We start from the raw sequence: 22,614 nt of genomic DNA on the forward strand, positions 1-22,614 counted from the left end.
TCATCCTTTCCTTGCTAAACTGCCGCAACGGCTAATGATTCAATACTAAGCCATATATTCTATGCAGATAAACGCCTAACTGTTAATAATGGATTCTCTTGCTTGTACCCGCTTCACCATAGGCGAAAGCTTCTTATTATTTGCATTAATACACTGTAATTACTACTATATTGGTATCGATATATATAAAATAATTAAATACTGAGGGGTAATTTTGTGAGAAATAAAGCAGCTTTAATCACGGGAGGGGCAACAGGGATCGGAAAAAGAACGGCGAATATGCTTGCCGCTAAAGGCATCGATCTGGTGATCAATTACCGTAGCAGTCAAGAGGAAGCTGTCTCATTATGCAGGGAACTGACCGAAAAATTTGGCACTAAAAACATTGCTTTGCAGGGAGATATTTCTTTATTGGCAGACTGTATTAAAATGTCTAAAAAAGCGCTTGATGAATTTCAAGTCATCGATATAGTCATTCATAATGCCGGTCCTTATGTGCACGAAAGAAAAGAGATGCTGGATTATTCTTTTGAACAATGGAATTACCTTATTAATGGAAACTTAAATGCAATCTTTTATTTATCCAAATTGTTTATACCGAAAATGAGGGAAAATAGATGGGGAAGAATTATCACGATAGGCTTTGATCGTGTCGAATCAGCATCTGGGTGGATATACCGTTCTGCATTTGCAGCTGCAAAAACGGGGGCTGCGTCTTTAACGAAATCCATTGCACTTGAAGAGGCCGGTAACGGAATTACCGCAAATATGGTTTGTCCGGGAGATATTATCGGTGAATGGAAGGAAAGAAATATTGAAGAGGCTGCGAAGGTTCATGATCAAGCATCACCAGTCGGAAGGCCGGGAACGGGTGAGGATATTGCTCGTGTAATCAGTTTTCTGACCGATGAAAAATCTGACTTTATCACTGGCAGCATAATCCCTGTTACTGGAGGAAAAGACGTCCTCGGTAAAATTTATCAGGAATGAAAGTGAAAGGCAGAAGAACCGTGTTCTTCTGCCTTTTATATATTTACTTCGCTTCCGTAAATGCATGGTATTTTCTGTTTTGCAGATAGATCAGCCGGCTTGTTAAAGTAATGGCCCCAGCTGCAAGCCCTGTAATTAAACCAATCCAATAACCATAGGCTCCCCAATCCGTATGATTGGCCAGGTAATAGCCAAACGGCAGTCCGATGATCCAATAAGAAATAAGCGACATAATGAAGGTGACATTAACGTCCTTATATCCCCGCAGCGCTCCTTGGACGGGTGCCTGAATGGCATCTGAAAGTTGAAAGAACATGGCATAAATTAAAAAAGCGGCTGTTAATTGCAGTACATGGTCGTCTTTTGTATAAATCGATGCCACCTCTTTTGGGAAAGCCAAAAGAACAGCTGCACATATTAAGGCCATAAATACAGCAATCCCAACACCGATCCAGCTGTACTCTTTAGCATCCCTGAATCTCTTAGCACCCGCTTCAAAGCCCACAACAATTGTTAATGCCATTGAAATGCTTAGCGGGATCATATAAAGAAGTGATGCGAAATTGAGGGCAATCTGATGAGCTGCGATAACGGCAGTTTCAAATGTGCTCATTAATAAAGTAACGGCTGAAAAGATACTGGTTTCGAAAAAAATTGATAAGCCGATCGGGATACCGATAAGAAGGATTTCCTTCCATTTGCCGAAAGAAGCAGCATGCATTCTTGTGAAAATTCCATATTTCGAGAACGGGGAATTTTTATGAATAATAATAATCGAAATAACCATGATCAGCCAGTAAGTAATAGAGGAAGCATAGCCTGCACCTGCACCTCCGAGTTCCGGAAATCCCAATTTGCCATAAATGAGTATATAGTTAAAAAAAGCATTAATTGGCAGTGTAAGAACGGTGATGATCATACTGACTCTGGTCTTCCCAAGAGCATCAATAAACGATCTTAATACATTGTAGACAAACAGGGGAATCAATCCTGTGCTTAAGGCTGCAAGGTAGTTGAAAGCTGTATCATGAACCCTGTTTTCCAGGTTCATTCCGCTTAAGATTGGATTTAAGGAAAGTGCTCCTCCGGCAAAAACAATGACGGCCATAATGATGGATAGATAAACACCCTGAAGAACAGAAAAGGAAACTTCCTCACTCTGTTTATTTGCACCGACGAGGTGGGACACGATCGGTGTAACTGCAAGGAGAATGCCGCTTAGACCAGTGAACACAGGTACCCAAAGCGAGGATCCAATCGCTACACCTGCAAGGTCCTCAGAATTATAGCGGCCGGTCATTAAAGTATCAATAAATGTCATAGAGTACATCGCCAGCTGGGTTACTAGTATTGGAACTAAAATAACCAGCAGCTGATGCAGTTTTTGTTTTTTGCTGTATGTCTGATTCATGAATTTATCCTCTTTCTATAATTTGACTAGAGAATTATATCATACTAAAGAGAAGCCGGCCTCAAGCAGGTATTTTCTTCAGTTAGTGACTCCCTAATAAATGTTTCAATTATGTGAACCTTTGCAAAATGGGAATAAAAATCCTTCAATCGGCGAGTATAAATAGTAAAAACAGCCATTTCCAAAATACGGATTGAAGGAGGCAGAATGATGAGCTTCAATACAAATAGGATTAATCCAAATCAGACTCAAGTTTCATTCTTGGACGGACGTTTTGAAACACTTACCAATGAAGAGCTGGATGAATTGCTGTCCGAGCATGGAATGAGAGAAAAAACAGATGAATCGGAATCGGATATTATCAACTGAAATTTAAAAAAGCACTTGCCTGCAGGCAAGTGCTTTGCGTTTTTTAAGCCTCCAATAATTGGGACGATTCTTGGACTGCTGCTCCATGACGCATAACATGAAGAGTATATAAATCTTTTGGGATCTCATATAAATTATAAATATCTCCAATAGCATTCAGCTGATCATACACAGACTTTCTCGTTTCATTTGCAAGAATGACATATGGAATTTTTTCAGCAGCTTTTTGCGAGCGGATATTTTCCTTGCGGATCTTCATAAAAATAGTTTCAATGCCTGTTTCAAAAAAGAGCTCTTCAAAGAAAGCATCTTTTGCTAATTTGTTATACCCTTTGCCGTGATAAGGTTTGCCAAGCCATGTGCCGAGAAAGCCGGCATTTTCCTGGATGTCATACAAATTAATCGTCCCAATCGGAGCGCCCCATTCATCAAGAATTGTACGTGAAATCAATTCACCGCGCTCTTCTGATTCGATTGTCTGCTTTGTAATAAATATAAACTCATCATAACAATTGGCTTTTTGGCGAACAAAAGGGAAGACATCAGGGTGCGTCATTAATTCAAACAAAGCATGGCAGTCATGAAGATCACGTTTCTTGAGCATAGGTTATCCCTCCAATTGAGGGCAGTCCTACTCCATGCCAAATAGAGCCTTCGGTCCACCCTCGAAATTTTTTATTATGCTGCTAAAAAATTTCGGGGTGGGAATCGAACCCACTAGAACCAGATAACTGGTGGCGCACCATTTGCCTTCCCTATTACTATCGTTTCCGATATTTGATTGTCTGTCATGTAAGAAGCAAAATTTTCACTTTACTTTAGGTATAATACTAAAAAAAATTAAAAAAGGAAATAGGTTTTTTGATTATTTTTTTGCGATTTTATGTCAAATAACTCCAGCAATATTCGGCACCGTTCTACGACTCCATATACACAAAATTTCCGCCTATCATTGTCCATTTTGGCTTGGAAAGAAAGTGAAATGGATGATGATTCCAGAGAACTAAATCAGCATCTTTTCCTTCCTCAATGCTTCCCAGCTGTTGATCGATTCTGAGGTTTTTGGCCGGCAAAATGGTGATTCCTTCTAAGGCTTTTTGCTCGGAAAGGCCTTCTCGGACTGCAATAGCTGCACACATATTCAAATATTGTACAGGTGTGTATGGATGATCTGTAGTGATGGAGACTTCAACTCCATGCTCTGTAAGCCGCTGATAGGTATTCCAGGTTTTGTTTTTCAGCTCTATTTTGGACCGCCTTGTTAAAGTGGGCCCAACTGATACCTTTAAATTCAGTCCTTCCAATTCGTCTGCAATTAAATGGCCTTCTGTGCAATGTTCGATTCGAAGATCCAGATTGAATTCTTCTGCAAAGCGAATGGCAGAAATGATATCATCCGCCCTGTGTGCATGGATTCTGACGGGAATTTCTCTTTTAAGAGCCTTGACAAGCGGTGCAAATCTTAAAGAGTCAGGATTATCGCACTGTAAAGCTTCATAAAAGGCTTCCCTCAGCATTCCCATTATTCCCATTCTTGTAATCGAATCCTTGTTGCCATGACTGTGAATCCGTTTTGGATTTTCTCCAAGGGCAATCTTAAGCCCTGCTATCTCCTGAATAATCATCTTGCTGATATTTTTACCGGAAGTCTTAATAACAGAGGTTGTACCCCCAATTACATTAGCGCTGCCCGGCATGATGTGGGCAGTTGTTATACCATACTTCGCCGCATCGGAAAAGGCGGGGTCAAGAGGGTATACGCCATCCATCGCTCTAATATGCGGGCTTAAGGGTTCAATTGTTTCGTTGGCATCATTGCCTGCCCATCCGGTGCCTTCATCATAAAGACCAAGATGAGTATGGACATCAATAAAGCCCGGGAGCAGGTGATGGCTATGACAGTCTATAATTTTCACATTGGAATCAGACTTTAAGTTCTTGCCCATTTTCTTTATTTTGCCATTTTCTACTATTACGTCCCCGTGAAAGGTGGGGGAAGTCACAGGATATATGACTGCATTTTTCAATAAAATTTTCATCTATATCGTCCTTTGATCCTAAGTGTTTGCTTTATTTTACAAAAATGAATAGAAAGTGTGAAGAAATTTCTCAAGATCACTTGCTTAAATAAAAAAAGTGTAAAATTGGATTCTACACTTTCGGTAAATTTGCTATGTTAACTTTTCCTCTTCGTATAAAACAAGTAAATAGCGCCGGAGACCAAAGCTATAGCTATGATCGGTAAGATAAATGGTTTTGCATATTCTTTGATATCTCTCCAGTGATCACCAAGCTCCATCCCCAATAATAGAAAGAGAACCGTCCAAGGCACCATAGCTGCTAGTGTGTACACAGTAAAGACCGACAAAGGCATCTTGGCAATTCCGGCTGGGATTGAGATGGCATGCCGTATTACAGGTATAAATCTGGCCGTAAAAATTACCCCAGTCCCATACTTTTCGAACCATTTCTCTGATGCATCCAAATGCTTTTTCTGAATCAAAAGATATCTTCCATATTTGTCAAGTACAGGCCTTCCGCCATATGCGCCAAGCCAGTAAAGAAACAGCTGGGCAAGTGTTCCGCCTGCAACCCCTGCAAGCAGGGCTCCTGTAAAATGGATATTTCCGGTGCTGACTAAAAAGCCGCCATAGCTCAGGACAATTTCGCTTGGGATCACTTCAACCATTAACCCAAGTGCAATGCCGGCATAACCCAGCTGGGAGAGTAATTCAAAAATGCCGGCAATTATCTCTTCCATTCGGATACCTCCCCATTTGAAAATTAAAAAGTCCCGGTCATTTGAAGGAATATTATGATGAACCCTAATATCCAAACGTATACAGCAAATATCTTTAAGGATTTTCGTTTTAGAAAATTAATCATCCACACAACTGCTGCGTAACCGAAAATTGCTGATGACAATGTAGCCATTAACATGCTGCCAAGGGTTATGGCTTCTGTGTGACCGGACATTAATTCGCCAAACTGCATGACAATGCCGCCAGCGATGGCAGGAATGGATAACAGAAATGAAAAATAGGCAGCAGTTTCCCTGTCAAGCTTCCTAAAGAGGCCTGCTGCAATGGTTAAGCCGGACCTTGAGACTGCCGGAAAAATGGCAGCAGCCTGAAAGGAGCCGATAAACAAGGCATCCCCGTACGTGATGCTGTCCATTTTTTTTGCTCCTTTTTTAACACCATCAGCAATCCAGAGTATGAACCCTGTAAACAGAAATTCCCAGCCGATTGTAACACCGGATTTTGAAATTGAATCGAACATGTCACTCAGCAGGAGTCCCACGATTACGGCTGGAATCGTTCCGATTATCAGAAGCATCGATAGTTTGCCGAAGGGCTTCTTAATAATTTGAAGCAATTCATTTTTGTATACGACCAGGACGGCCAGTAAAGTTCCTATGTGCAGCATTGTATCAAGGAAAAGGCCTGCTTCATCAAGGCCAAATAGATGTCTCCCCAAATATAAATGTCCAGTACTGGAAATAGGCAGGAACTCGGTAAGCCCCTGAATGATTCCCAAGATGAAAGCCTCCAGCTTTGACATCATCTGTATATCACCTTCCTAGGCAGCTATAAGATTAGGCAAAGGTATATGTGCAATGCCTGTCAATAACATGTGTATTCAAGTTGTCCCAATCGAGAACAGGAAATTAAGGCTGCAGAGCGGATATAAAAAAATATAAAAATACATGAAACCTTTCTTAATGAATATCGTAAATAATATAAAAGAAACATCATTTATATTTAGGTTAGCTTAGGAGGATACAGAATGAATGATTATAAAATGCCTACCAATGATGAAAGGCTTATAGCAGCAGCAATCTATGTAACCAGCTTTTTTACAGCTTTTGTCGGACCGCTGATCATTTGGCTATTGAAAAAAAACGACTCGGAGTTTGTAGATTACCATGGAAAGGAATATTTTAATTTTTTAATTTCTTATACGATCTACAGCGCCATCAGCGTAGTGCTAATGATCATTTTAATTGGGGTCATTACGATTTGGATCGTGGGAATCCTTGCTTTTATCTTTACAATAGTAGCAGCTGTCAAAGCATATGAAGGCAAGGAATACCGGATACCTTTAGTTTTCAGGATTTTATAATGATGAACAGAGTCCAGGGTTAGTTGCCGTTTCACCATCCTCACTCATTGATCACCTAACAAATGAAATCCTCAATATGATGGCTGTTTATGAAAAAGAAACGGATATACCTCGGCTTTTGAACTTAAAGACACTCCAATAATGGGGTGTCTTTTCCATTAGAAAAATAGTTGAAATCCTTTTGAACGATTTTTGTACTTAAACGTCTTATGAATGACAGTACAATAAGGGAGGACATCAAAATGGAAATATTAGAAAGCATTAACTGGGCAATTCTTGCGCCAATTATCGTCATTCAGCTTATTTTAATGGCCGTTGCCATTATAGACCTAATAAAAATAGAAAAAGCAAATGGTCCGAAGTGGATATGGGCTCTTGTCATTTTATTTATAAATCTGCTCGGGCCAATCATTTATTTTATTTTCGGAAGGAGAAGCTGAATATGCCGGTTGTAAGCATAACAGGCTTAAAAAAACGGTTTAAGGAACAAGAGGTCATAAAAGGTCTGGATTTTCAATTAAATGAAGGGAAATGTATTGCTCTGCTGGGTGCAAATGGAGCAGGAAAAACAACTACACTCAAAATGCTTGCCGGCCTGGTGAAGCCGGATTCCGGTTCGATTGTGTATGAAGGGGGAGAAAAAGCGGATTTCCGAAGATTTATAGGCTATCTTCCTCAATTTCCTGTTTTTTATGAATGGATGACAGGCAGGGAATTTCTTGAATACGCAGGTCAGCTTGCAGGACTTCCCAAGGCAGAAGCAAAAGACAGAGCAAAGGATCTTCTTGAACTTACCGGTATATCCGAAGCTAAGAACCGCAGGATTGGAAAATACTCAGGAGGCATGAAGCAGCGGCTTGGCATTGCACAGGCGATCATTCACCGCCCCAGGCTTGTCATGCTTGATGAACCGGTTTCAGCGCTTGATCCATTTGGACGCAGGGAAGTGCTGGAGCTGTTGAACAGGCTGAAAAAAGAAACGGCAATTCTGTTTTCCACCCATATTCTAAATGATGCAGAAGAAATATGTGATGAAATATTATTCCTCCATGGTGGCGAATTAATTGAATCCGGAACATTGGCAGAGCTTAGAACCAGGCATCAGCAGGCTAAGATTGACCTGGTTTTTAAAGCGAATACTGCTGAATATGCTGAAGAGATATCTCTGCTTCCGCCAGTTTCGTCAATGGAAGTGAATGGAGATAGTGCAAGCTTTTTGGTGAATGATATTGAGAAAGCCAGGAAGATTTTTTTAACGGAAATTGCACAACGGAAATGGCCGCTGGTTAAGTTTGAAATCAGCAGAACGAGCCTTGAGGATGTTTTCATGAAGGTGGTGAAAAAATGAAACAATTGGTGACGTTATTTAAAAAAGAAATGCTCGAGATGGCCAGAAACTTTAAATGGATCTGGGTGCCGCTAACTTTTGTTTTGATAGCTGTAAAAGAACCTCTGGTCTTATATTATTTGCCTCAAATTATTGATTCACTTGGCGGGCTGCCAGAAGGGGCAGTCATCGAGCTTCCTGTTCCTTCAGCCGGTGAAGCGCTTGCTGCAAGTCTCAGTCAGTTCAATACGCTTGGTGTGCTTATTATTGTTTTAATTACAATGGGAACGATTGCTGGTGAAAGGAAAAGCGGCGTTACAGAACTAATCCTTGTAAAACCCGTATCTTACGCCGGGTTTGTAACAGCTAAATGGTCCAGTTCGATGATGCTCATATGGTTTTCATATTTTCTGGGTTACTTCCTTTCCTGGTATTATGTGGGCATATTATTTGAATTTATTCCTTTTGCTGATTTTCTTCAATCCTTCTTTGTTTATGGCATCTGGCTTACCCTTATAATTACTATAGTCATTCTGTTAAATACCTTTATAAAATCATCTGGGGCAGTTGGATTTATCTCAATTGGCATTATAATCATAGCAACTCTATTAAGCACTTCGCTTTCTCACCTGCTGGCGTGGAGCCCGGCCCTTCTGTCTGCTTATACAAATACGTTTATCATCGGTGGTAACTTCCCTGATGAATTATTGCCGAGTATTATTGTTTCTGTGATTGCCATTATGTTTTCCATACTTGCATCCATTGCGATATTTAAACGAAGGGAACTTGCCTGAATTCATGCAAGTTCCTTTCTTTGGGCATATTTGTATATCGGATGGTGCTATTTTGGTAGTATTGCTTTAGAAAATAGAAAGGAAGATGAAAGGTGATCAGTGAAACGGGCTTGGTGCTTGAAGGAGGAGGAATGCGTGGAGTGTATACCGCCGGTGTTCTCGAATATTTTCTTGAACAGGACTTCAGCTTTCCTTATGTTATCGGTGTTTCTGCAGGGGCTTGCAATGCAGCTTCTTATTTGTCCAAACAAAAGGGCAGAAACAGAATTGTAAACGTGGATTATGTAACAGATCCCCGATATATCTCATGGCGCAATTTCTTTAAATCGCGTCAGTTTTTCGGAATGGATTTTATTTTTGATGAAATACCGAATAAGCTTGTCCCGTATCATTACGAAGAATTTAATAAAAACCAGTCTGAATTTGTAATTGGAACAACAGATTGCCATACAGGCAAGCCTGTTTATTTCAAAAGAACAGACTATGGGAAAGATATGCTGAAGGTCTTAAAAGCATCCAGTTCCCTGCCTTTTATTGCACCTGAGGTTGCTTTTAAAAAAAGAATCCTCCTTGATGGTGGAATAAGCGATCCCATTCCAATTAAAAAAGCACAGCAGGATGGATTCAAAAAAAATATAGTAGTCCTGACAAGAAACCGGGGCTATTTCAAAAAACCATCTAAATTTGCTTTTATGGTAAAAAGGAAATATCCGCATTATACCGGGCTGCAAAAAGCACTGGCAGAACGTTACCTGACCTATAACGAGACTCTCCGCTATGTAGAGCAGGAAGAAAAGAAGGGGACAGTTCTTGTCGTCCAGCCGCAGGAGCCACTACAAGTGGGGCGGATGGAACGTAATCCTCAAAAACTGGAAAAGTTATATCTCCAGGGATATGATGACGCCAGAAATTCATTTGAAAGAATCAATCAATTTTAACCATATCTATCATGGTGCGGTTTTTTAATTAGGATGAAACTCTTATCTCTTCGACAATAAGGATTGGGAAGAATAAGAGGATTTGTTGAAAAAAAAGCTAATATACCTGCGGTTGTTAATCAGGCTGGCGGAAACTTTCCGTCAGCTTTATTTTTGAAATGAATCATTAAGAGCTCCCAATAATTAATTCCTCTCATAATTCATTTTTGTTGGACCTGATTAATAGAATATAGAGAGAATCAAATAATGCAGGGGAGACTTTCTGATGAATATCCAGCACTATTACCTGAAAACAGCTGACATCTCTTTGAATGCAAGCCTTACAGCACTTATACCTCCATCTTTCTTTCTATTGTTATTCTTTAACAAATTTCCAGGAGTTAATTTCATTGTTATTTTGATCCCTTTTGTTATTTATAGTTTTTTGTGTCATCAAATGTATCTGCTGAATAAACAAAGGGCAGCCGAGGCAGTAAGTAATTATTACTATAAAGGACAAGCCCCTCTATCTTTTCTAGAGCAGTCAAGTGTGCTGATCGGTTTTTTGCCGGCTCCTTCTCTCAGAATGGTTATTTTTGATCCTGAAGGAATGATGATAGGTGAAATCAGAGATATAAAAATGCGTAAGCTTCGCTGGTTTCTCCCTTATTTTATAGACCGATTTTTCCCAAAACGGCTGGGGATTTATGACCATGCTGAAAATCTTGAGGCATCTATCATCATCCGTAACAAGGGAATCGAAGTCTTGTCTCCAGATAGCCAATCCAGGGAAATAATCGAATTTAAAAAGGATGGAAGCACTCTGCTGTTTCAGAATGGCGACATGCAGTATGCCGTTCCTAAAACTTTATTACACACAGATCTGCAAGTATTGGATGATCAATCGAATAGAATTGCCCGTCTTCGTAAAGGGTGGATGCCATTTGAGTGGGGGAAGCGCTTTAAGGATCCAAACACACCTGTCCTTTCTTTTGATATTAGTCTGGAAGCAAAAGAAAAGCGCAGTATTTATACCATTATTGCGGCTTTGTTTCTTTATCGCAATCATTAAAACCATGTGCACATTTATAGATTCTGGATTCCCTGTATAGTATGATAAATTCAGTTTAAGTATAGGGAAATCAGTTTAGAGGTGTTGGAATGAAAAAGTTTTTACTTGGAGCTGTAGTTATTGTCCTTTTGCTGTTCATTGTTGACAAGACTATTCTTAAGGAACAGGGCATAGTTGAGCAAGCAGGACAAATGAAAAAATACGATAAAATTGAAGATCCTGAGGATTTGCCTATAGGTTTGGAGAAAGGCAACCTTGCTCCGGACTTTCAACTGACAGATATGGAAGGAAATCCGGTAAAGCTCAGTGACTACAGTGGCAAAGCGGTGCTTCTGAACTTCTGGGCAAGCTGGTGTCCTCCATGCCGAGCGGAAATGCCGCATATGGAAAAGCTGTATAAAAAGTACAAAGATAAAAACTTCGTTATTCTTGCCGTAAATCTCACAAACACAGAAAAGAATAATGGAGATGCTGAGAAGTTCGTGAAAGAGCTGGGGCTGACTTTTACAATTCCCATGGATGTCAAAGGCGTTGTTGGCGGGGATTATAATATTATGGCCTATCCCACAAGCTATTTTATTGACTCTGATGGAGTTATAAGAGAAAAAGTTTTGGGAGCCTTAAATGAAGAATATATGGAGAAGGAAATCAAAAAACTTCCATAAAATAACCGGAGAGCCATACTAGCTCTCCGGTTTTGTATCTGCAATCCTATCCTTGTGAAGCCGATTAACGATTACTCTTTTTCTGTATAACATTATGCCGGCTTCGGCAATATCATTCACAGCTGAGCGATTTATAAAGGCACCAAAAAGCAATCCGGCTATGGGGATCATTTGGAAAAGTTTTTTCCAGCCTATTTGGTCTCTGTACGAAAAAACAACCTCTCTCCAGCCTTGAAGCTCAGAAACGACTTCCCTCTTCGTTTCATTTTCTATAGCGCCAAACCTGGTGAGCTGCTGCAGAATGGCTTCTTTTCCAACAATATCACTGGAAACAAATTGAAGGATTTTGACGATGAACATTCTTTCATTTTTATCTTCGGGATCGTATCCATAGCAAATCGCAATATCCTGCAGAGTTTTTAATTGAATACCGAGGAGAAGGGGGATATCGATGGTCAGGGTGAAAATCCCTCCGACTCCAGTACCCGCACCCTGCAAGGCAGCGGTTCTTTTTCGATTTGAGGTTAGCTTTTCCGCGGCTTCATCCATCTTTTCTATGGTCAGGGCTTCTACATCCTGCAGGGTATGGATATTTTGTCCAGGATAATAATTCTTTAAGGCATCTGCTGAACTTAAATATCTTCCTCCTGACTGAATGTACGTGCCAAGCTCATCTAGAATAACTCCAACCTTTTTTTGTATGAACTCCGGTGTAAATCTATCAATAAGTTTGAAAGGCAGCCTCCCGAGCTTCTCCCAAAACCACAAATCACCTTGGTCTTTTTCCCATTCTTCGCATTTCTTTAATTCATTTATCAGCTGTTCTTTAGGCTCAATCATTAGTACCGCCCTTTCTGTCCTTCTTCTATATTTTAACTATACGCTTGGTAAAAGCAAAAGTTTCAAATCTGTCATAACCAATTCTCTTTGTATATTCCGACTATTCATGGTAAGATTCTTTTAATAGAATAGGATTTCCTTCGGGGCAGGGTGAAATTCCCAACCGGCGGTGATGAGGGTATGCCCTCTTAGTCCGTGACCCGGTTTTATTAAAGAGAGATAGGTGCATAATAATAGCGGTGGATTTGGTGAAACTCCAAAGCCGACAGTGAAAGTCTGGATGGGAGAAGGAATGAGTATAGTAATGCGTTCAAAAAAACCTTTTTTTAACGCTTATTTCGTCATGTGTTTTTGCCCCGTTACGCCTAGCTGGTGTACGGGGTTTTGCCGTTTCATACTTAATTTGGAGAAATTGTAAGGAAAGGAGGATTCATATAATTTGAACCACCAGGAATATATGAAGTTAGCCATCAGTCTGGCAGCGGCAGCCAAAGGACAAACCAGTCCTAACCCGCAGGTGGGTGCGGTTGTTGTTAAAAATGGTGAAATACTGGGGATGGGTGCTCACTTGAAAGCGGGAACTCCCCATGCAGAAGTCCATGCGATTGCTGCGGCTGGCGAAGCGGTAAAAGGCGCTGATATTTATGTCACTCTTGAACCGTGCAGTCATTTTGGCAGGACTCCACCATGCGCAGACTTAATTATTAATTCTGGCATTAATAGGGTTTTTATTGCTTCTGCAGATCCCAATCCTCTGGTTTCAGGCGAAGGAATCGAAAGGATGCAGGACGCTGGTATTGAAGTGGTAACCGGTCTATTGAAAGAAGAAGCAGATACCCTAAACGAACCATTTTTCCATTTTATAAAAACAAAGACACCATACGTAACCATTAAAGCAGCTTCATCGTTTGATGGGAAAACAGCTGCAAAAACCGGTGACAGCAAATGGATTACCTCTCCAGAATCCAGACAAGATGTACACCGTCTACGGCATGAACATGACGCAATACTTACAGGTGTAAATACGATCATTCACGATAATCCCCTTTTAACCGCCAGGCTGCCCCAAGGCGGAAAAAATCCCATTCGAATTGTTTTAGATACAAATCTCAGAATTCCGGCTGACGCAAATGTCATCCGAGACCAGTCTGTTAAGACCATAATCTTTACCGGCAGTGAAATAGATTCGACAAAAGCAGAGAAAATAAGGACGTATAATGCAGAAGTTTTTTCTTTTCCTGCTAATGAGGTGCCGATTAAAGAAGTATTAAAAAATTTAGGTGAAAGAAATATAATGACTTTATTTGTTGAAGGCGGGTCTGAGATCCATGCCTCGTTTATTAAAGAAGGTTTCTTTCAGCAGATGATTCTCTATATGGCTCCAAAAATTATTGGAGGGAATAAGGCGATTCCATTTATTGGCGGGGATGGTGCCGAATATGTAAAAGACTCCCCAGTATTGGAATTCACAGAAATCAAAAGGATTGGCGGAGACCTTAGAATTACCGCAAAACCGCTGAGGGAGGCCAAGGAATAATGTTTACAGGGATTATTGAGGAGCTTGGAACAGTAAAAAAAGTAGTTCAGCAAGGCAAGGCGATGAAACTGACGATACTGGCCTCAAAAGTTTTATCAGATGTCCAATTGGGGGACAGCATTTCGGTTAATGGTGTGTGTCTTACGGTTACGGAATATGCAAAAAGTGAATTTTCAGCAGATGTCATGCCCGAAACATTCAATAGCACTTCGCTATCGGCAATTAAAGAACGAACAAAAGTCAATCTGGAAAGGGCGATGTCGGCAAATGGACGATTTGGCGGGCATTTTGTGACAGGCCATGTGGATGGTACTGGTCAGATCCTCAAAAAGACATCGAGTGAAAATGCTATTTATATACAAATATCTGTGCCGGCTGCCTTAAGCCATTTACTTATTATGAAAGGTTCAGTCGCTGTGGATGGGATTTCCCTGACTGTATTCGGCAATGAAGACAATTCCGTTACCGTCTCGATCATTCCCCACACAGCGAGTGAAACGGTACTAGGATTCAAAACAGTTGGAGACATTGTCAATCTCGAGTTTGATATGCTTGCCAAATACCTATATTCCTTCATGAACAGGCATCGGGAGACCACACCGCCTAAAGAAGGAATATCAGAAGGATTCCTTAAGGAGAATGGCTTTTTGTAATTAGCAAAAGGAGGGGCAATAAACCATGTTCAGTGAAATAAATGAGGCTTTGGAAGATTTAAGAGCAGGAAAAGTCATCATAGTCTGTGATGATGAAGACAGGGAAAATGAAGGGGATTTCCTGGCAATCGCGGAATATACGAAACCGGAAACCATCAACTTTATGGCCAAAGAAGGCAGAGGCCTGATTTGTACACCCATATGTGAGGAGCTGGCTGAAAAACTGGAACTGAACCCGATGGCGGAAGTAAATACTGATAGCCATGGTACAGCATTCACAGTCAGTATTGATCATGTGAAAAGCACTACAGGCATCAGTGCTTTTGAGCGTGCTTTCACAATAAAAGAAATGCTTGAGGATGACGCTAAGCCCTCTGACTTCTCCCGTCCGGGACATGTTTTTCCGCTAGTTGCAAAAAAAGGGGGAGTCCTTAGGAGGGCAGGCCATACTGAAGCGGCAGTCGACCTGGCTCGTCTCGCCGGTGCTGCGCCTGCCGGGGTTATCTGTGAAATCATGAAAGATGATGGAACAATGGCGCGCGTGGATGACCTCGAAAAAGTGGCAGAAAAGTTTAACTTGAAAATGATCACGATTCAACAATTGATTGAGTATCGATTGAAACATGACTCCATTGTAAAAAGGGAAGTGGAGATTCAGCTTCCAACAGAATTTGGAGATTTTAGAGCAGTCGGCTATACAAACACTGTCGATGGAAAAGACCATGTTGCTCTTGTAAAAGGAGAAATTGATGAAAATGAACCCGTATTGCTTCGTGTTCATTCTGAGTGCCTGACCGGAGATGTATTCGGGTCTAACCGCTGTGATTGTGGACCCCAGCTTGAAGCAGCACTGGCACAGATTGAGGCAGAAGGCCGGGGAATTCTTCTATACATGAGACAGGAAGGACGCGGCATCGGCCTGATTAATAAATTGAAGGCCTATAAGCTGCAGGAAGAGGGATATGATACCGTTGAGGCAAATCATAAGCTCGGATTTAAGGACGATCTTCGAGACTATGGAGTAGGGGCACAAATCCTAAGGGATCTGGGGGTAAAAAAAATGCGCCTCTTAACCAATAATCCCCGCAAGATTGCAGGATTAGGAGGCTATGGGCTGGAGGTAGCCGAACGGGTTCCTCTTCAAATGCCTTCCAAGTCTGAAAATGAGAATTACTTAAAAACAAAGAAAACAAAACTTGGGCATTTATTACAATTTTAGGGAGCGATTAAAAATGAAAAAGGTTATCGAAGGACATTTAGTAGGAACTGGATTGAAAATGGCGATTGTCGTGTCACGTTTTAATGAATTCATTACGGGCAAACTTTTAAGCGGTGCGGAAGATGCACTTAAGCGCCATGGAGTGAGTGAAGACGATGTGACAGTTGTATGGGTTCCAGGAGCATTCGAAATCCCTCTTGCAGCTAAAAAGCTATCCCAATCCGGAAAATTTGATGCAGTTATTACACTTGGCACAGTAATCCGCGGAGAAACTCCGCATTTTGATTATGTCAGTGGCGAAGTGGCAAAAGGGGTCTCAAGTATAGCATTGCAGAGCGGCGTCCCAGTTATCTTTGGAGTTCTGACAACTGACACGATTGAACAAGCTATTGAGCGTGCTGGCACTAAAGCAGGAAACAAAGGATGGGAAGCAGCTGTTGGTGCTATTGAAATGGGCAATCTGTATAGACAGTTAACAGATGGTGAATAAAGGCTTCATATCTTATTAAGTATGGCTGTTGGAAAAATAAGGTGCGGCATTTCAAATCGGCGTGAGATTTCACGCTGATTTTTTTCTGAGCAGACGTCTGACCTTTCTGTTGGCAGAATGAATTTTTTTTGATAGAATACTGCTTGTGGCTCACCCGTATTTTATATGCGGGGAGAGCGGGTAGGGAGAGGGCTAATTGAATAGATAGGTAGTATATATGAATAAGTGGTTTAACCGGCTTTTTCAGCTGAATTCAAATGGAACAACTGTTAAAAGGGAGGTTATGGCTGGAACAATCGGCTTTTTTACGATTGTTTACATTATTGCAGTTAACTCTCTAATTCTCTCTGAAGCAGGAATACCTTTGGAAGCAGCTATTTTTGCAACCATTATAACATCGGTGGTTGGCTGTTTGATTATGGGTTTTTGGGCGAATGTACCGATCCTCCTTGTGCCTGGCATGGGAATTAATGCTTTATTCTCCTATACTATGGTCCAGTCCATGGGGTTAACCTGGCAGGAAGCATTAGCTGTAGTCTTCATATCCGGTCTGATTTTTGTTTTCGTGGCATTTTCACGATTTGCAAAGACTTTAAGTGAATCGATTCCCCATTCACTTAAAGAAGCGATTACAGTGGGACTGGGGCTTTTCCTGATGCTGATCGGACTTGAAAAAGGCGGAATCGTTGAAAAAGGGACAAACTCCATTATTGCTTTAGGTGAGCTTGGCGACCCGCAAGTGCTTGCAACCATCTTGACGTTCCTCTTGGCCATCATTTTATTCATGCGTAACGTACCTGGCAACTTTTTAATTACAGTTGTGGCAGGAACGCTAATCGCATGGGCTTTTGGGCTGATAGATATACAGAAGACTAATGAAAAGTCTTTCGCACTCTCTGATTATATGGAAGTATTTGGAGCGATGTCATTTGATAATTTGCTTTCGGTCACTTTTTGGATTGCCATTTTTTCTTTGACAATGGTTCTGGTATTTGAAAACATCGGATTAGTCCATGGTCATGTCGGTTTTATTAACAGGCCGGAACAGTTTAAGCGTGCTTTCCAGGCAAATTCTGTTTCAGCATTATTGTCCGGTGTTTTTGGGACAAGTCCAACTGTAGCAACAGTTGAAAGTGCAGCGAGTATAGCTGCCGGAGGACGTACTGGATTGACAGCAGTTACAACCGGGATGTTGTTTGTGCTATCCGCATTCTTTATTCCTGTTATTAAGCTGATCCCCAACAGCGCGATTGCACCTATTTTGATCATTATTGGCGGATTGATGCTGCAAAACATCCGCAATCTTGATTTAAAGGATATGAGCGAAAGCTTTCCGGCTATCTTTATCATTGCTATGATTCCTTTCACTTACAGTATTGCGGACGGAATTGCCATCGGATTTATTCTTTATCCAATCTTAAAGATTTCTATAGGCAAAGCAAGGGAAGTTTCAGTTGCTTTATATGTCATCGCTGCTTTGTTTTTATTCAACTTTGTTTTTCATGTGATTAGTTAATATAGATTATGGGATGTCCTTATATTGGGGCATCTTTTTTCTTTATAAAAGGCTCTCTTCGTATAAATTGTTGTTTTTCGCTTATTAATGTTGTCCGTTGATTGCAGTGAGAGGATACTCAGCGAACCACGGGGCGGGCGGTGAGCATCCTCGACGCTGCGCGTCTGTGGGGTCTCACTTGTCCCACTACTCCCGTAGGACGTTGAATAGGCTACCTTGAGTAAACACCGCACGAAGAAAATGCGAATGCATTTTCGAGGATCTCGCACCTTCCGCTCCAATCAACTCAGTAAATATATTATGAATAGCACAAACTTTGCGAAAACAGCTTTATAAAAAAGGGGAATCTTGTAAAAAAATAAAAAAATTCTAATCATTCAACAAGTTTCGACAAGCGTAATAATTTTCCTGAGTTAAAATAGTTCTATAGTAATAGGTGTTTTCGGAGGTATGTTAATGGAAGTGTTTGTAGCAAGACAGCCGATTTTTAACTCAAAGGAAGAAGTATTCGCTTATGAACTTCTTTATAGAAACAATCATGTGAACGCGTTCCCAGACATAGATGAAGATCAGGCTACAGCTGAGGTTATCATTAATAGTTTCTTAAATATAGGAATTGATCAGCTATCTGATGGGAAGCCATGTTTTATAAATTTTACGGAAAAATTGCTTAAGCTGAGGGTGCCTGCCTATTTTAGGCCCCGGGAAATTGTTGTCGAAATTCTTGAAACGGTAGAGCCGAGCGCGGAACTTGTCAGGATATGCAAAGACTTAAAGGAGCTTGGCTATCAGATTGCGCTGGATGATTATGTTTTCAATGAAACCAATCCCTTTGCAAGGCAATTGCTGAAATATGCAGACATCATCAAAGTGGATTTTCTTAACACCCCAAAGGAGATGCGGGAAAAAATAGAATTTCTTGTTAGTCAGCTAAGGATCAAAACAGTAGCTGAAAAGGTTGAGACCAGAGAGGAATATGAGGAAGCGAAAAGCAAGGGATATGATTATTTTCAGGGTTATTTTTTTTCAAAGCCTGTCATTATGTCTACACATGATGTACCGGCATATTTTCAATCCTATTATGAAATGATCCAAAACCTGTCAAAAGAGGAGCCCAGTCTTGACCGCATAACTGAATTAATAGAACGTGACATATCACTTTCTTATAAATTGCTGAGACTAATAAACTCACCGGCTTACCGTCCTAAGCAAAAGATAAATTCCATCCGGCAGGCCATCGTTCTGCTTGGACTGATAGAACTCGAAAAGTGGATCTATGTATTGGCAGTAAGGGAAAACATCGTTGGGAATTCTCAAATGGGTGAAGAAACCATCAGGTTATCAATGATTCGTGCAAAAATGTGTGAGGAAATTGGCAGACTTAAGACCGGGAAAAGCGTTTCGTCAAGTTATTTTATGACAGGAATGTTTTCATTAATGGATTCATTACTCAAGATCCCGATGAACCAAATTATAAATGAGCTTCCCCTGCAGGATGATATTTGTGAAGCGCTCCGCGGGAAAAATAATAATCTTAAAGAAATACTTGATCTTGCTGTTGCAGTAGAGAAAGCACAATGGAGCAGAATCAGTGAAGTGTGCGATAAGCTGTTAGTAGATCAAAAAAACATTTTTAAGATTTATTCTGAAGCATTAGCCTGGTCCAGTCAGCTGCTTAACCCTGAAAAGACTATAAGTTAAAGGTGCAGTATTATAATCTTTGAGTCTATATAAAAAGAAATCATTATTGAATAATAAAAGCTTTTATGGCACTCTTATCTATATGTTGAATTACTATTGGTCTGGAGGTATTACATTGAAGATTGAACTATTGAAATGTCATGGATCAGGAAATGATTTCTTTATTATAGATGAGATATCTAATACGTATCAGTTTACAGAAGAGAATCGTGCGAACCTAGCCAGAGCCATATGTGACCGCAGAACTGAGCTGGGTTCAGATGGAATTCTATTCATATTAAAAAGCGATAAAGCAGATGCCAGGATGCGTGTTTTTAATCCGGATGGATCCGAAGCCTCAATGTGCGGGAATGGATTGCGATGCGTTGCCCGTTATGTTTGTGAACTTCTTGGGCTGAAAGAAGCTATCATTGAGACCATGAAAGCTGATTTACAGGTGAAAAAGCAAGAAGATATCTTTGAGGACATTCCGACTTATCTTGTTGAAATCTCTCCTGTTTCATTCGACTTGAAGGATCTTCCTTTAGTTCTTGATAAAGATACTGTCATTAATGAAAAAGTAAGCGGAATATCAGAGGAATTAGAATTCACAGCCTTAGCAGTCCCTAATCCCCATTTTGTTTCTTTAGTGGAGAAAGAACAAATAACATCTGACCTTCAAAAAAACATTAGCGAATTTCTGAACGGACCGAATGAATTCTTTCCTGATGGAGTTAATGTCAGCTTTGTGAAGCCGTTAAAAAAAGGACAAATTTATGTCAGGACATTTGAACGGGGAGTTGGATTTACCAATGCTTGCGGCACGGCCATGTCCGCTTCGACACTTGTCACTTGCATGAATGGGCTGAATAAAATTGAAGAGCCTGTAGAAGTTTATAATAATGGTGGAAAAGTGCGCTGTGTAGTCCATGAAAAGAATGGCAGGCAAACAATTGACTTAATTGGAAATGCCAGCTATGTTTACCGCTGTGATGCAGAGATCAACAGGGAAAACCCTGCAGAGTTTTCCCTTTCCCCTAAAGAGGAATATACTGGAGAAATTAAGCAGTATGCTAAACTTCAGGAATATGCTCAAGCAGTACTTAAAGAGTGGTTGTAGGATAAGGCATGGGGCCTTATCCTTTTTTATTGTTCTGCTTTAAAAAGTCCAGCACTGGTGAAAAAGGCTGAATTTTCTTTGTTTGAAAGTACGTGTTAAAAGGATCGCCATCGCTGTTGATTCTTTTGACCATATTGGTTATTTGAAATCTTTCCATGGACAGCTTATCGCCAACTTCCTCCCAAAACAGCGGAGCAGCAACCGTAGCCGTTTCATTTCCTCTGGGTGAATAGGGGGCTATAATCGTCTTTCCTTCTGCATGTTGGATATAATCTACATAAAGCCTTCCGCCCCGGTTTTTCTTTAATCTTTCTATTGTAAAGGAATCCGGGTCTTTGTTTAGGAGATACTGGGCAATGAATTCTGTGAACTGCCGTGTATCATCAAAGGTATAAGTATTTTCCGGCAAAGGAATATAAACCTGCAATCCTTTATTGCCTGATGTTTTAACGAAACTAATTAATTTTAGCTGATCAAGCACCTCTTTAATGTAAATAGCTGCTTTAATGGCTAGGGGAAAAGCGTCCCGGGATGGCGGATCCAGATCAAAAACGATTTCACTTGGTCCGGAGCTTTCCAGTGTTTTGAACGGTATATGAAATTCAAAAGCAAGCTGGTTGCCAAGCCACAGCAGTGTTTTTAAATGATTGCAGACTATATAATCGATACCTTCTGACATTTCTGTTTCGACAAAATCCGGTGCGTATTCCGGGCAATTTTTCTGGTAGAAGGGTTCGCCAAAAATCCCATGGGGGTAGCGGATAACGGTTAAAAGCCTGTTTTTTAAAAAAGGCAACATATAAGGTGCAATTCCTCTTAAAAAATGAATGTAATCAATCTTTTGGATAGCCGGCATTTCCCATAATGGTTTTTCCGGATGCGTGATTTCTATCTCGCGAGGCAGGTTTTTCTGCTGCTGTAAAAATTGTTCATATGTGCAGGCATCAGGCTTCAAGTCGAAACGAAACTTGTGAAAGTGCGGCTCCCGCATTTGCTCCTCATAGATCTCGAGGTATTTAACATCCACACAAATTGCAGGTTCTACATATATGAATTGGCTGTTTTCATCAGCCTTATTTTCTTTAATAATTTGAAATAAGGCTTGTTTTTCATCAGGCTTCAAGCCAAAAAGAAACTGTCCGATTCCTATGATAGCATCCCCTTGATAAACACCGGCATAGAAGTATCCATTAGATTTTTCATAAGCGGTGATAAAGCAGGAAACGTATTTCCAGTTTTTGAATTTAAGCCATAAAGAGGATCTCTTTCCTTCTTCCCATTTATTCTTCATCTGCTTGGCCACAATTCCTTCACCATCATGAAGAACGATTTTTTCCCAAAGCTCCTTAAAACTTGGATATGGAGGAATTAATTGTATCAGCCTGGAGTCCTTCTCATCAGGTTCTAAGGGCAAATCACAGCTTTTAAACAACGCTTCAAGCTCTGTTTTTCTGGCAGAGTACTCTTTATCGGCAATTTTTCTGCCATTAATCATCAAAATGTCAAAAACAAGAAAACGGCAGGGAGATGTTTTAGCTTTCTCACGAATCTTTTTTTCAGCTCTCATTCTCCCCCTTACCTGAATCGACCCAAAATGAGCTTTATAGGCATTTTCCAGCAAGACCACCTCTCCATCTAATATAAGGGGAAGATATTGTTCAAATTTATCTTTGTGCTTTTCCATAAAAGCCTTAATCTCCGGGAAAAGATTTAATAAAGGTTTATCGTTTCTGCTTGTCAGTCTGGGTTCCTTTTCCCAATGCAGAATCGCTCTAAAACCATCATATTTTGCTTCAAACACCCATTCTTTCTCATTCGGAACATCGAAAGTTAATGTAGGAAGCATAGGTCTCATTCATTTGGCCTCCTTTGCAATCATCATTATAGTT

23 protein-coding genes and 1 riboswitch are annotated in these 22,614 nt (G+C 40.5%); of the genes, 16 read left to right on the forward strand and 7 right to left on the reverse strand.

Going from position 1 to position 22,614, the window contains the following annotated elements:
- Positions 1-216: 216 nt before the first annotated feature.
- Positions 217-990, forward strand: coding sequence for an SDR family oxidoreductase (locus tag M3205_RS04285; protein WP_251168801.1), 774 nt, complete (start codon positions 217-219; stop codon positions 988-990).
- 43 nt (positions 991-1,033) lie between these two features.
- On the opposite strand, the gene M3205_RS04290 is transcribed toward M3205_RS04285, so the two are convergent.
- Positions 1,034-2,401 (reverse strand): MATE family efflux transporter, encoded by a 1,368-nt coding sequence (locus M3205_RS04290; RefSeq protein WP_251168802.1) that lies wholly within the window; start codon positions 2,399-2,401, stop codon positions 1,034-1,036.
- 207 nt (positions 2,402-2,608) lie between these two features.
- Here M3205_RS04290 and M3205_RS04295 point away from each other — a divergent pair, with 207 nt between their 5' ends.
- Entirely contained in the window at positions 2,609-2,770 is a 162-nt protein-coding gene (locus tag M3205_RS04295) for a hypothetical protein (protein WP_251168803.1), read from the forward strand.
- 43 nt (positions 2,771-2,813) lie between these two features.
- Here the strand turns inward: M3205_RS04295 and M3205_RS04300 are convergent, their stop codons facing one another.
- The 4 genes from M3205_RS04300 to M3205_RS04315 form a co-directional block, all read right to left on the reverse strand.
- A complete protein-coding gene (locus tag M3205_RS04300) occupies positions 2,814-3,374 on the reverse strand; it encodes a GNAT family N-acetyltransferase (protein ID WP_251168804.1) in 561 nt (186 codons plus the stop codon).
- A 313-nt stretch (positions 3,375-3,687) separates the two neighbouring features.
- Positions 3,688-4,809: an amidohydrolase gene (locus M3205_RS04305; RefSeq protein WP_251168805.1), complete on the reverse strand. Its 1,122-nt coding sequence runs from the start codon at positions 4,807-4,809 to the stop codon at positions 3,688-3,690.
- Positions 4,810-4,946: 137 nt separating this feature from the next.
- Positions 4,947-5,531: an undecaprenyl phosphate transporter UptA gene (gene uptA / locus M3205_RS04310; RefSeq protein ID WP_251168806.1), complete on the reverse strand. Its 585-nt coding sequence runs from the start codon at positions 5,529-5,531 to the stop codon at positions 4,947-4,949.
- A 23-nt stretch (positions 5,532-5,554) separates the two neighbouring features.
- Positions 5,555-6,334 (reverse strand): undecaprenyl-diphosphate phosphatase, encoded by a 780-nt coding sequence (locus M3205_RS04315; RefSeq protein ID WP_251168832.1) that lies wholly within the window; start codon positions 6,332-6,334, stop codon positions 5,555-5,557.
- Positions 6,335-6,559: 225 nt separating this feature from the next.
- Here M3205_RS04315 and M3205_RS04320 point away from each other — a divergent pair, with 225 nt between their 5' ends.
- From M3205_RS04320 to M3205_RS04350, 7 genes are all read left to right on the forward strand, one after another.
- Complete coding sequence (locus M3205_RS04320; protein ID WP_251168807.1) at positions 6,560-6,895, forward strand: DUF4870 domain-containing protein; 336 nt, start codon at positions 6,560-6,562, stop codon at positions 6,893-6,895.
- 242 nt (positions 6,896-7,137) lie between these two features.
- Positions 7,138-7,335, forward strand: coding sequence for a PLD nuclease N-terminal domain-containing protein (locus M3205_RS04325; protein ID WP_251168808.1), 198 nt, complete (start codon positions 7,138-7,140; stop codon positions 7,333-7,335).
- 2 nt (positions 7,336-7,337) lie between these two features.
- Positions 7,338-8,243 (forward strand): ABC transporter ATP-binding protein, encoded by a 906-nt coding sequence (locus M3205_RS04330; protein WP_251168809.1) that lies wholly within the window; start codon positions 7,338-7,340, stop codon positions 8,241-8,243.
- The gene (locus M3205_RS04335; RefSeq protein ID WP_251168810.1) at positions 8,240-9,016 is read left to right on the forward strand and encodes an ABC transporter permease subunit; all 777 of its coding nucleotides are present in this window, start codon (positions 8,240-8,242) and stop codon (positions 9,014-9,016) included. Before M3205_RS04330 ends, M3205_RS04335 begins: the two co-directional genes overlap by 4 nt.
- 92 nt (positions 9,017-9,108) lie before the next feature.
- Positions 9,109-9,954, forward strand: coding sequence for a patatin-like phospholipase family protein (locus M3205_RS04340; protein ID WP_251168811.1), 846 nt, complete (start codon positions 9,109-9,111; stop codon positions 9,952-9,954).
- Positions 9,955-10,219: 265 nt separating this feature from the next.
- On the forward strand, positions 10,220-11,005 hold the full coding sequence (locus tag M3205_RS04345; RefSeq protein WP_251168812.1) for a hypothetical protein: 786 nt from the start codon (positions 10,220-10,222) through the stop codon (positions 11,003-11,005).
- Between the two features lie 89 nt (positions 11,006-11,094).
- Positions 11,095-11,670: a TlpA disulfide reductase family protein gene (locus M3205_RS04350; RefSeq protein ID WP_251168813.1), complete on the forward strand. Its 576-nt coding sequence runs from the start codon at positions 11,095-11,097 to the stop codon at positions 11,668-11,670.
- Between the two features lie 18 nt (positions 11,671-11,688).
- Here the strand turns inward: M3205_RS04350 and M3205_RS04355 are convergent, their stop codons facing one another.
- A complete protein-coding gene (locus M3205_RS04355; RefSeq protein WP_251168814.1) occupies positions 11,689-12,510 on the reverse strand; it encodes an EcsC family protein in 822 nt (273 codons plus the stop codon).
- Between the two features lie 132 nt (positions 12,511-12,642).
- A riboswitch (FMN riboswitch) is annotated at positions 12,643-12,806 on the forward strand.
- A 143-nt stretch (positions 12,807-12,949) separates the two neighbouring features.
- Here M3205_RS04355 and ribD point away from each other — a divergent pair.
- The 7 genes from ribD to dapF all read left to right on the forward strand — a co-directional run bounded on the left by ribD (position 12,950) and on the right by dapF (position 20,725).
- Positions 12,950-14,047, forward strand: coding sequence for a bifunctional diaminohydroxyphosphoribosylaminopyrimidine deaminase/5-amino-6-(5-phosphoribosylamino)uracil reductase RibD (gene ribD / locus M3205_RS04360; protein WP_251168815.1), 1,098 nt, complete (start codon positions 12,950-12,952; stop codon positions 14,045-14,047).
- A complete protein-coding gene (gene ribE / locus M3205_RS04365; RefSeq protein ID WP_251168816.1) occupies positions 14,047-14,700 on the forward strand; it encodes a riboflavin synthase in 654 nt (217 codons plus the stop codon). The genes ribD and ribE overlap by 1 nt, the downstream gene beginning before the upstream one ends.
- Positions 14,701-14,725: 25 nt before the next feature.
- Positions 14,726-15,919, forward strand: coding sequence for a bifunctional 3,4-dihydroxy-2-butanone-4-phosphate synthase/GTP cyclohydrolase II (locus M3205_RS04370; RefSeq protein WP_251168817.1), 1,194 nt, complete (start codon positions 14,726-14,728; stop codon positions 15,917-15,919).
- Positions 15,920-15,932: 13 nt separating this feature from the next.
- A complete protein-coding gene (gene ribH, locus M3205_RS04375) occupies positions 15,933-16,409 on the forward strand; it encodes a 6,7-dimethyl-8-ribityllumazine synthase (protein ID WP_251168818.1) in 477 nt (158 codons plus the stop codon).
- A gap of 217 nt (positions 16,410-16,626) precedes the next feature.
- Positions 16,627-17,925: an NCS2 family permease gene (locus M3205_RS04380; protein WP_251168819.1), complete on the forward strand. Its 1,299-nt coding sequence runs from the start codon at positions 16,627-16,629 to the stop codon at positions 17,923-17,925.
- Positions 17,926-18,381: 456 nt separating this feature from the next.
- Positions 18,382-19,626, forward strand: coding sequence for an EAL and HDOD domain-containing protein (locus tag M3205_RS04385; RefSeq protein WP_251168820.1), 1,245 nt, complete (start codon positions 18,382-18,384; stop codon positions 19,624-19,626).
- A gap of 115 nt (positions 19,627-19,741) precedes the next feature.
- A complete protein-coding gene (gene dapF, locus M3205_RS04390) occupies positions 19,742-20,725 on the forward strand; it encodes a diaminopimelate epimerase (RefSeq protein ID WP_251168821.1) in 984 nt (327 codons plus the stop codon).
- 16 nt (positions 20,726-20,741) lie between these two features.
- Here the strand turns inward: dapF and M3205_RS04395 are convergent, their stop codons facing one another.
- Complete coding sequence (locus M3205_RS04395; RefSeq protein WP_251168822.1) at positions 20,742-22,580, reverse strand: DNA ligase D; 1,839 nt, start codon at positions 22,578-22,580, stop codon at positions 20,742-20,744.
- Between the last annotated feature and the right edge of the window lie 34 nt (positions 22,581-22,614).

It is taken from the genome of Cytobacillus firmus, from assembly GCF_023715565.1.
In the GTDB taxonomy this organism is placed as follows: Bacteria; Bacillota; Bacilli; order Bacillales; family Cytobacillaceae; genus Cytobacillus; species Cytobacillus firmus_C.

Bases quoted from the DNA above. Each gene is read 5' to 3' on its own strand.
- M3205_RS04350 (WP_251168813.1), top strand. From the start codon at position 11,095: ATGAAAAAGTTTTTACTTGGAGCTGTAGTTATTGTCCTTTTGCTGTTC.
- M3205_RS04370 (WP_251168817.1), top strand. From the start codon at position 14,726: ATGTTCAGTGAAATAAATGAGGCTTTGGAAGATTTAAGAGCAGGAAAA.
- ribE (WP_251168816.1), top strand. From the start codon at position 14,047: ATGTTTACAGGGATTATTGAGGAGCTTGGAACAGTAAAAAAAGTAGTT.
- M3205_RS04325 (WP_251168808.1), top strand. From the start codon at position 7,138: ATGGAAATATTAGAAAGCATTAACTGGGCAATTCTTGCGCCAATTATC.
- M3205_RS04335 (WP_251168810.1), top strand. From the start codon at position 8,240: ATGAAACAATTGGTGACGTTATTTAAAAAAGAAATGCTCGAGATGGCC.
- M3205_RS04380 (WP_251168819.1), top strand. From the start codon at position 16,627: ATGAATAAGTGGTTTAACCGGCTTTTTCAGCTGAATTCAAATGGAACA.
- uptA (WP_251168806.1), bottom strand. From the start codon at position 5,531: ATGGAAGAGATAATTGCCGGCATTTTTGAATTACTCTCCCAGCTGGGT.
- M3205_RS04355 (WP_251168814.1), bottom strand. From the start codon at position 12,510: ATGATTGAGCCTAAAGAACAGCTGATAAATGAATTAAAGAAATGCGAA.
- M3205_RS04395 (WP_251168822.1), bottom strand. From the start codon at position 22,580: ATGAGACCTATGCTTCCTACATTAACTTTCGATGTTCCGAATGAGAAA.
- M3205_RS04295 (WP_251168803.1), top strand. From the start codon at position 2,609: ATGATGAGCTTCAATACAAATAGGATTAATCCAAATCAGACTCAAGTT.
- M3205_RS04300 (WP_251168804.1), bottom strand. From the start codon at position 3,374: ATGCTCAAGAAACGTGATCTTCATGACTGCCATGCTTTGTTTGAATTA.
- M3205_RS04305 (WP_251168805.1), bottom strand. From the start codon at position 4,809: ATGAAAATTTTATTGAAAAATGCAGTCATATATCCTGTGACTTCCCCC.
- M3205_RS04320 (WP_251168807.1), top strand. From the start codon at position 6,560: ATGAATGATTATAAAATGCCTACCAATGATGAAAGGCTTATAGCAGCA.
- M3205_RS04385 (WP_251168820.1), top strand. From the start codon at position 18,382: ATGGAAGTGTTTGTAGCAAGACAGCCGATTTTTAACTCAAAGGAAGAA.
- ribH (WP_251168818.1), top strand. From the start codon at position 15,933: ATGAAAAAGGTTATCGAAGGACATTTAGTAGGAACTGGATTGAAAATG.
- M3205_RS04290 (WP_251168802.1), bottom strand. From the start codon at position 2,401: ATGAATCAGACATACAGCAAAAAACAAAAACTGCATCAGCTGCTGGTT.
- M3205_RS04330 (WP_251168809.1), top strand. From the start codon at position 7,338: ATGCCGGTTGTAAGCATAACAGGCTTAAAAAAACGGTTTAAGGAACAA.
- M3205_RS04315 (WP_251168832.1), bottom strand. From the start codon at position 6,334: ATGTCAAAGCTGGAGGCTTTCATCTTGGGAATCATTCAGGGGCTTACC.
- M3205_RS04345 (WP_251168812.1), top strand. From the start codon at position 10,220: ATGAATATCCAGCACTATTACCTGAAAACAGCTGACATCTCTTTGAAT.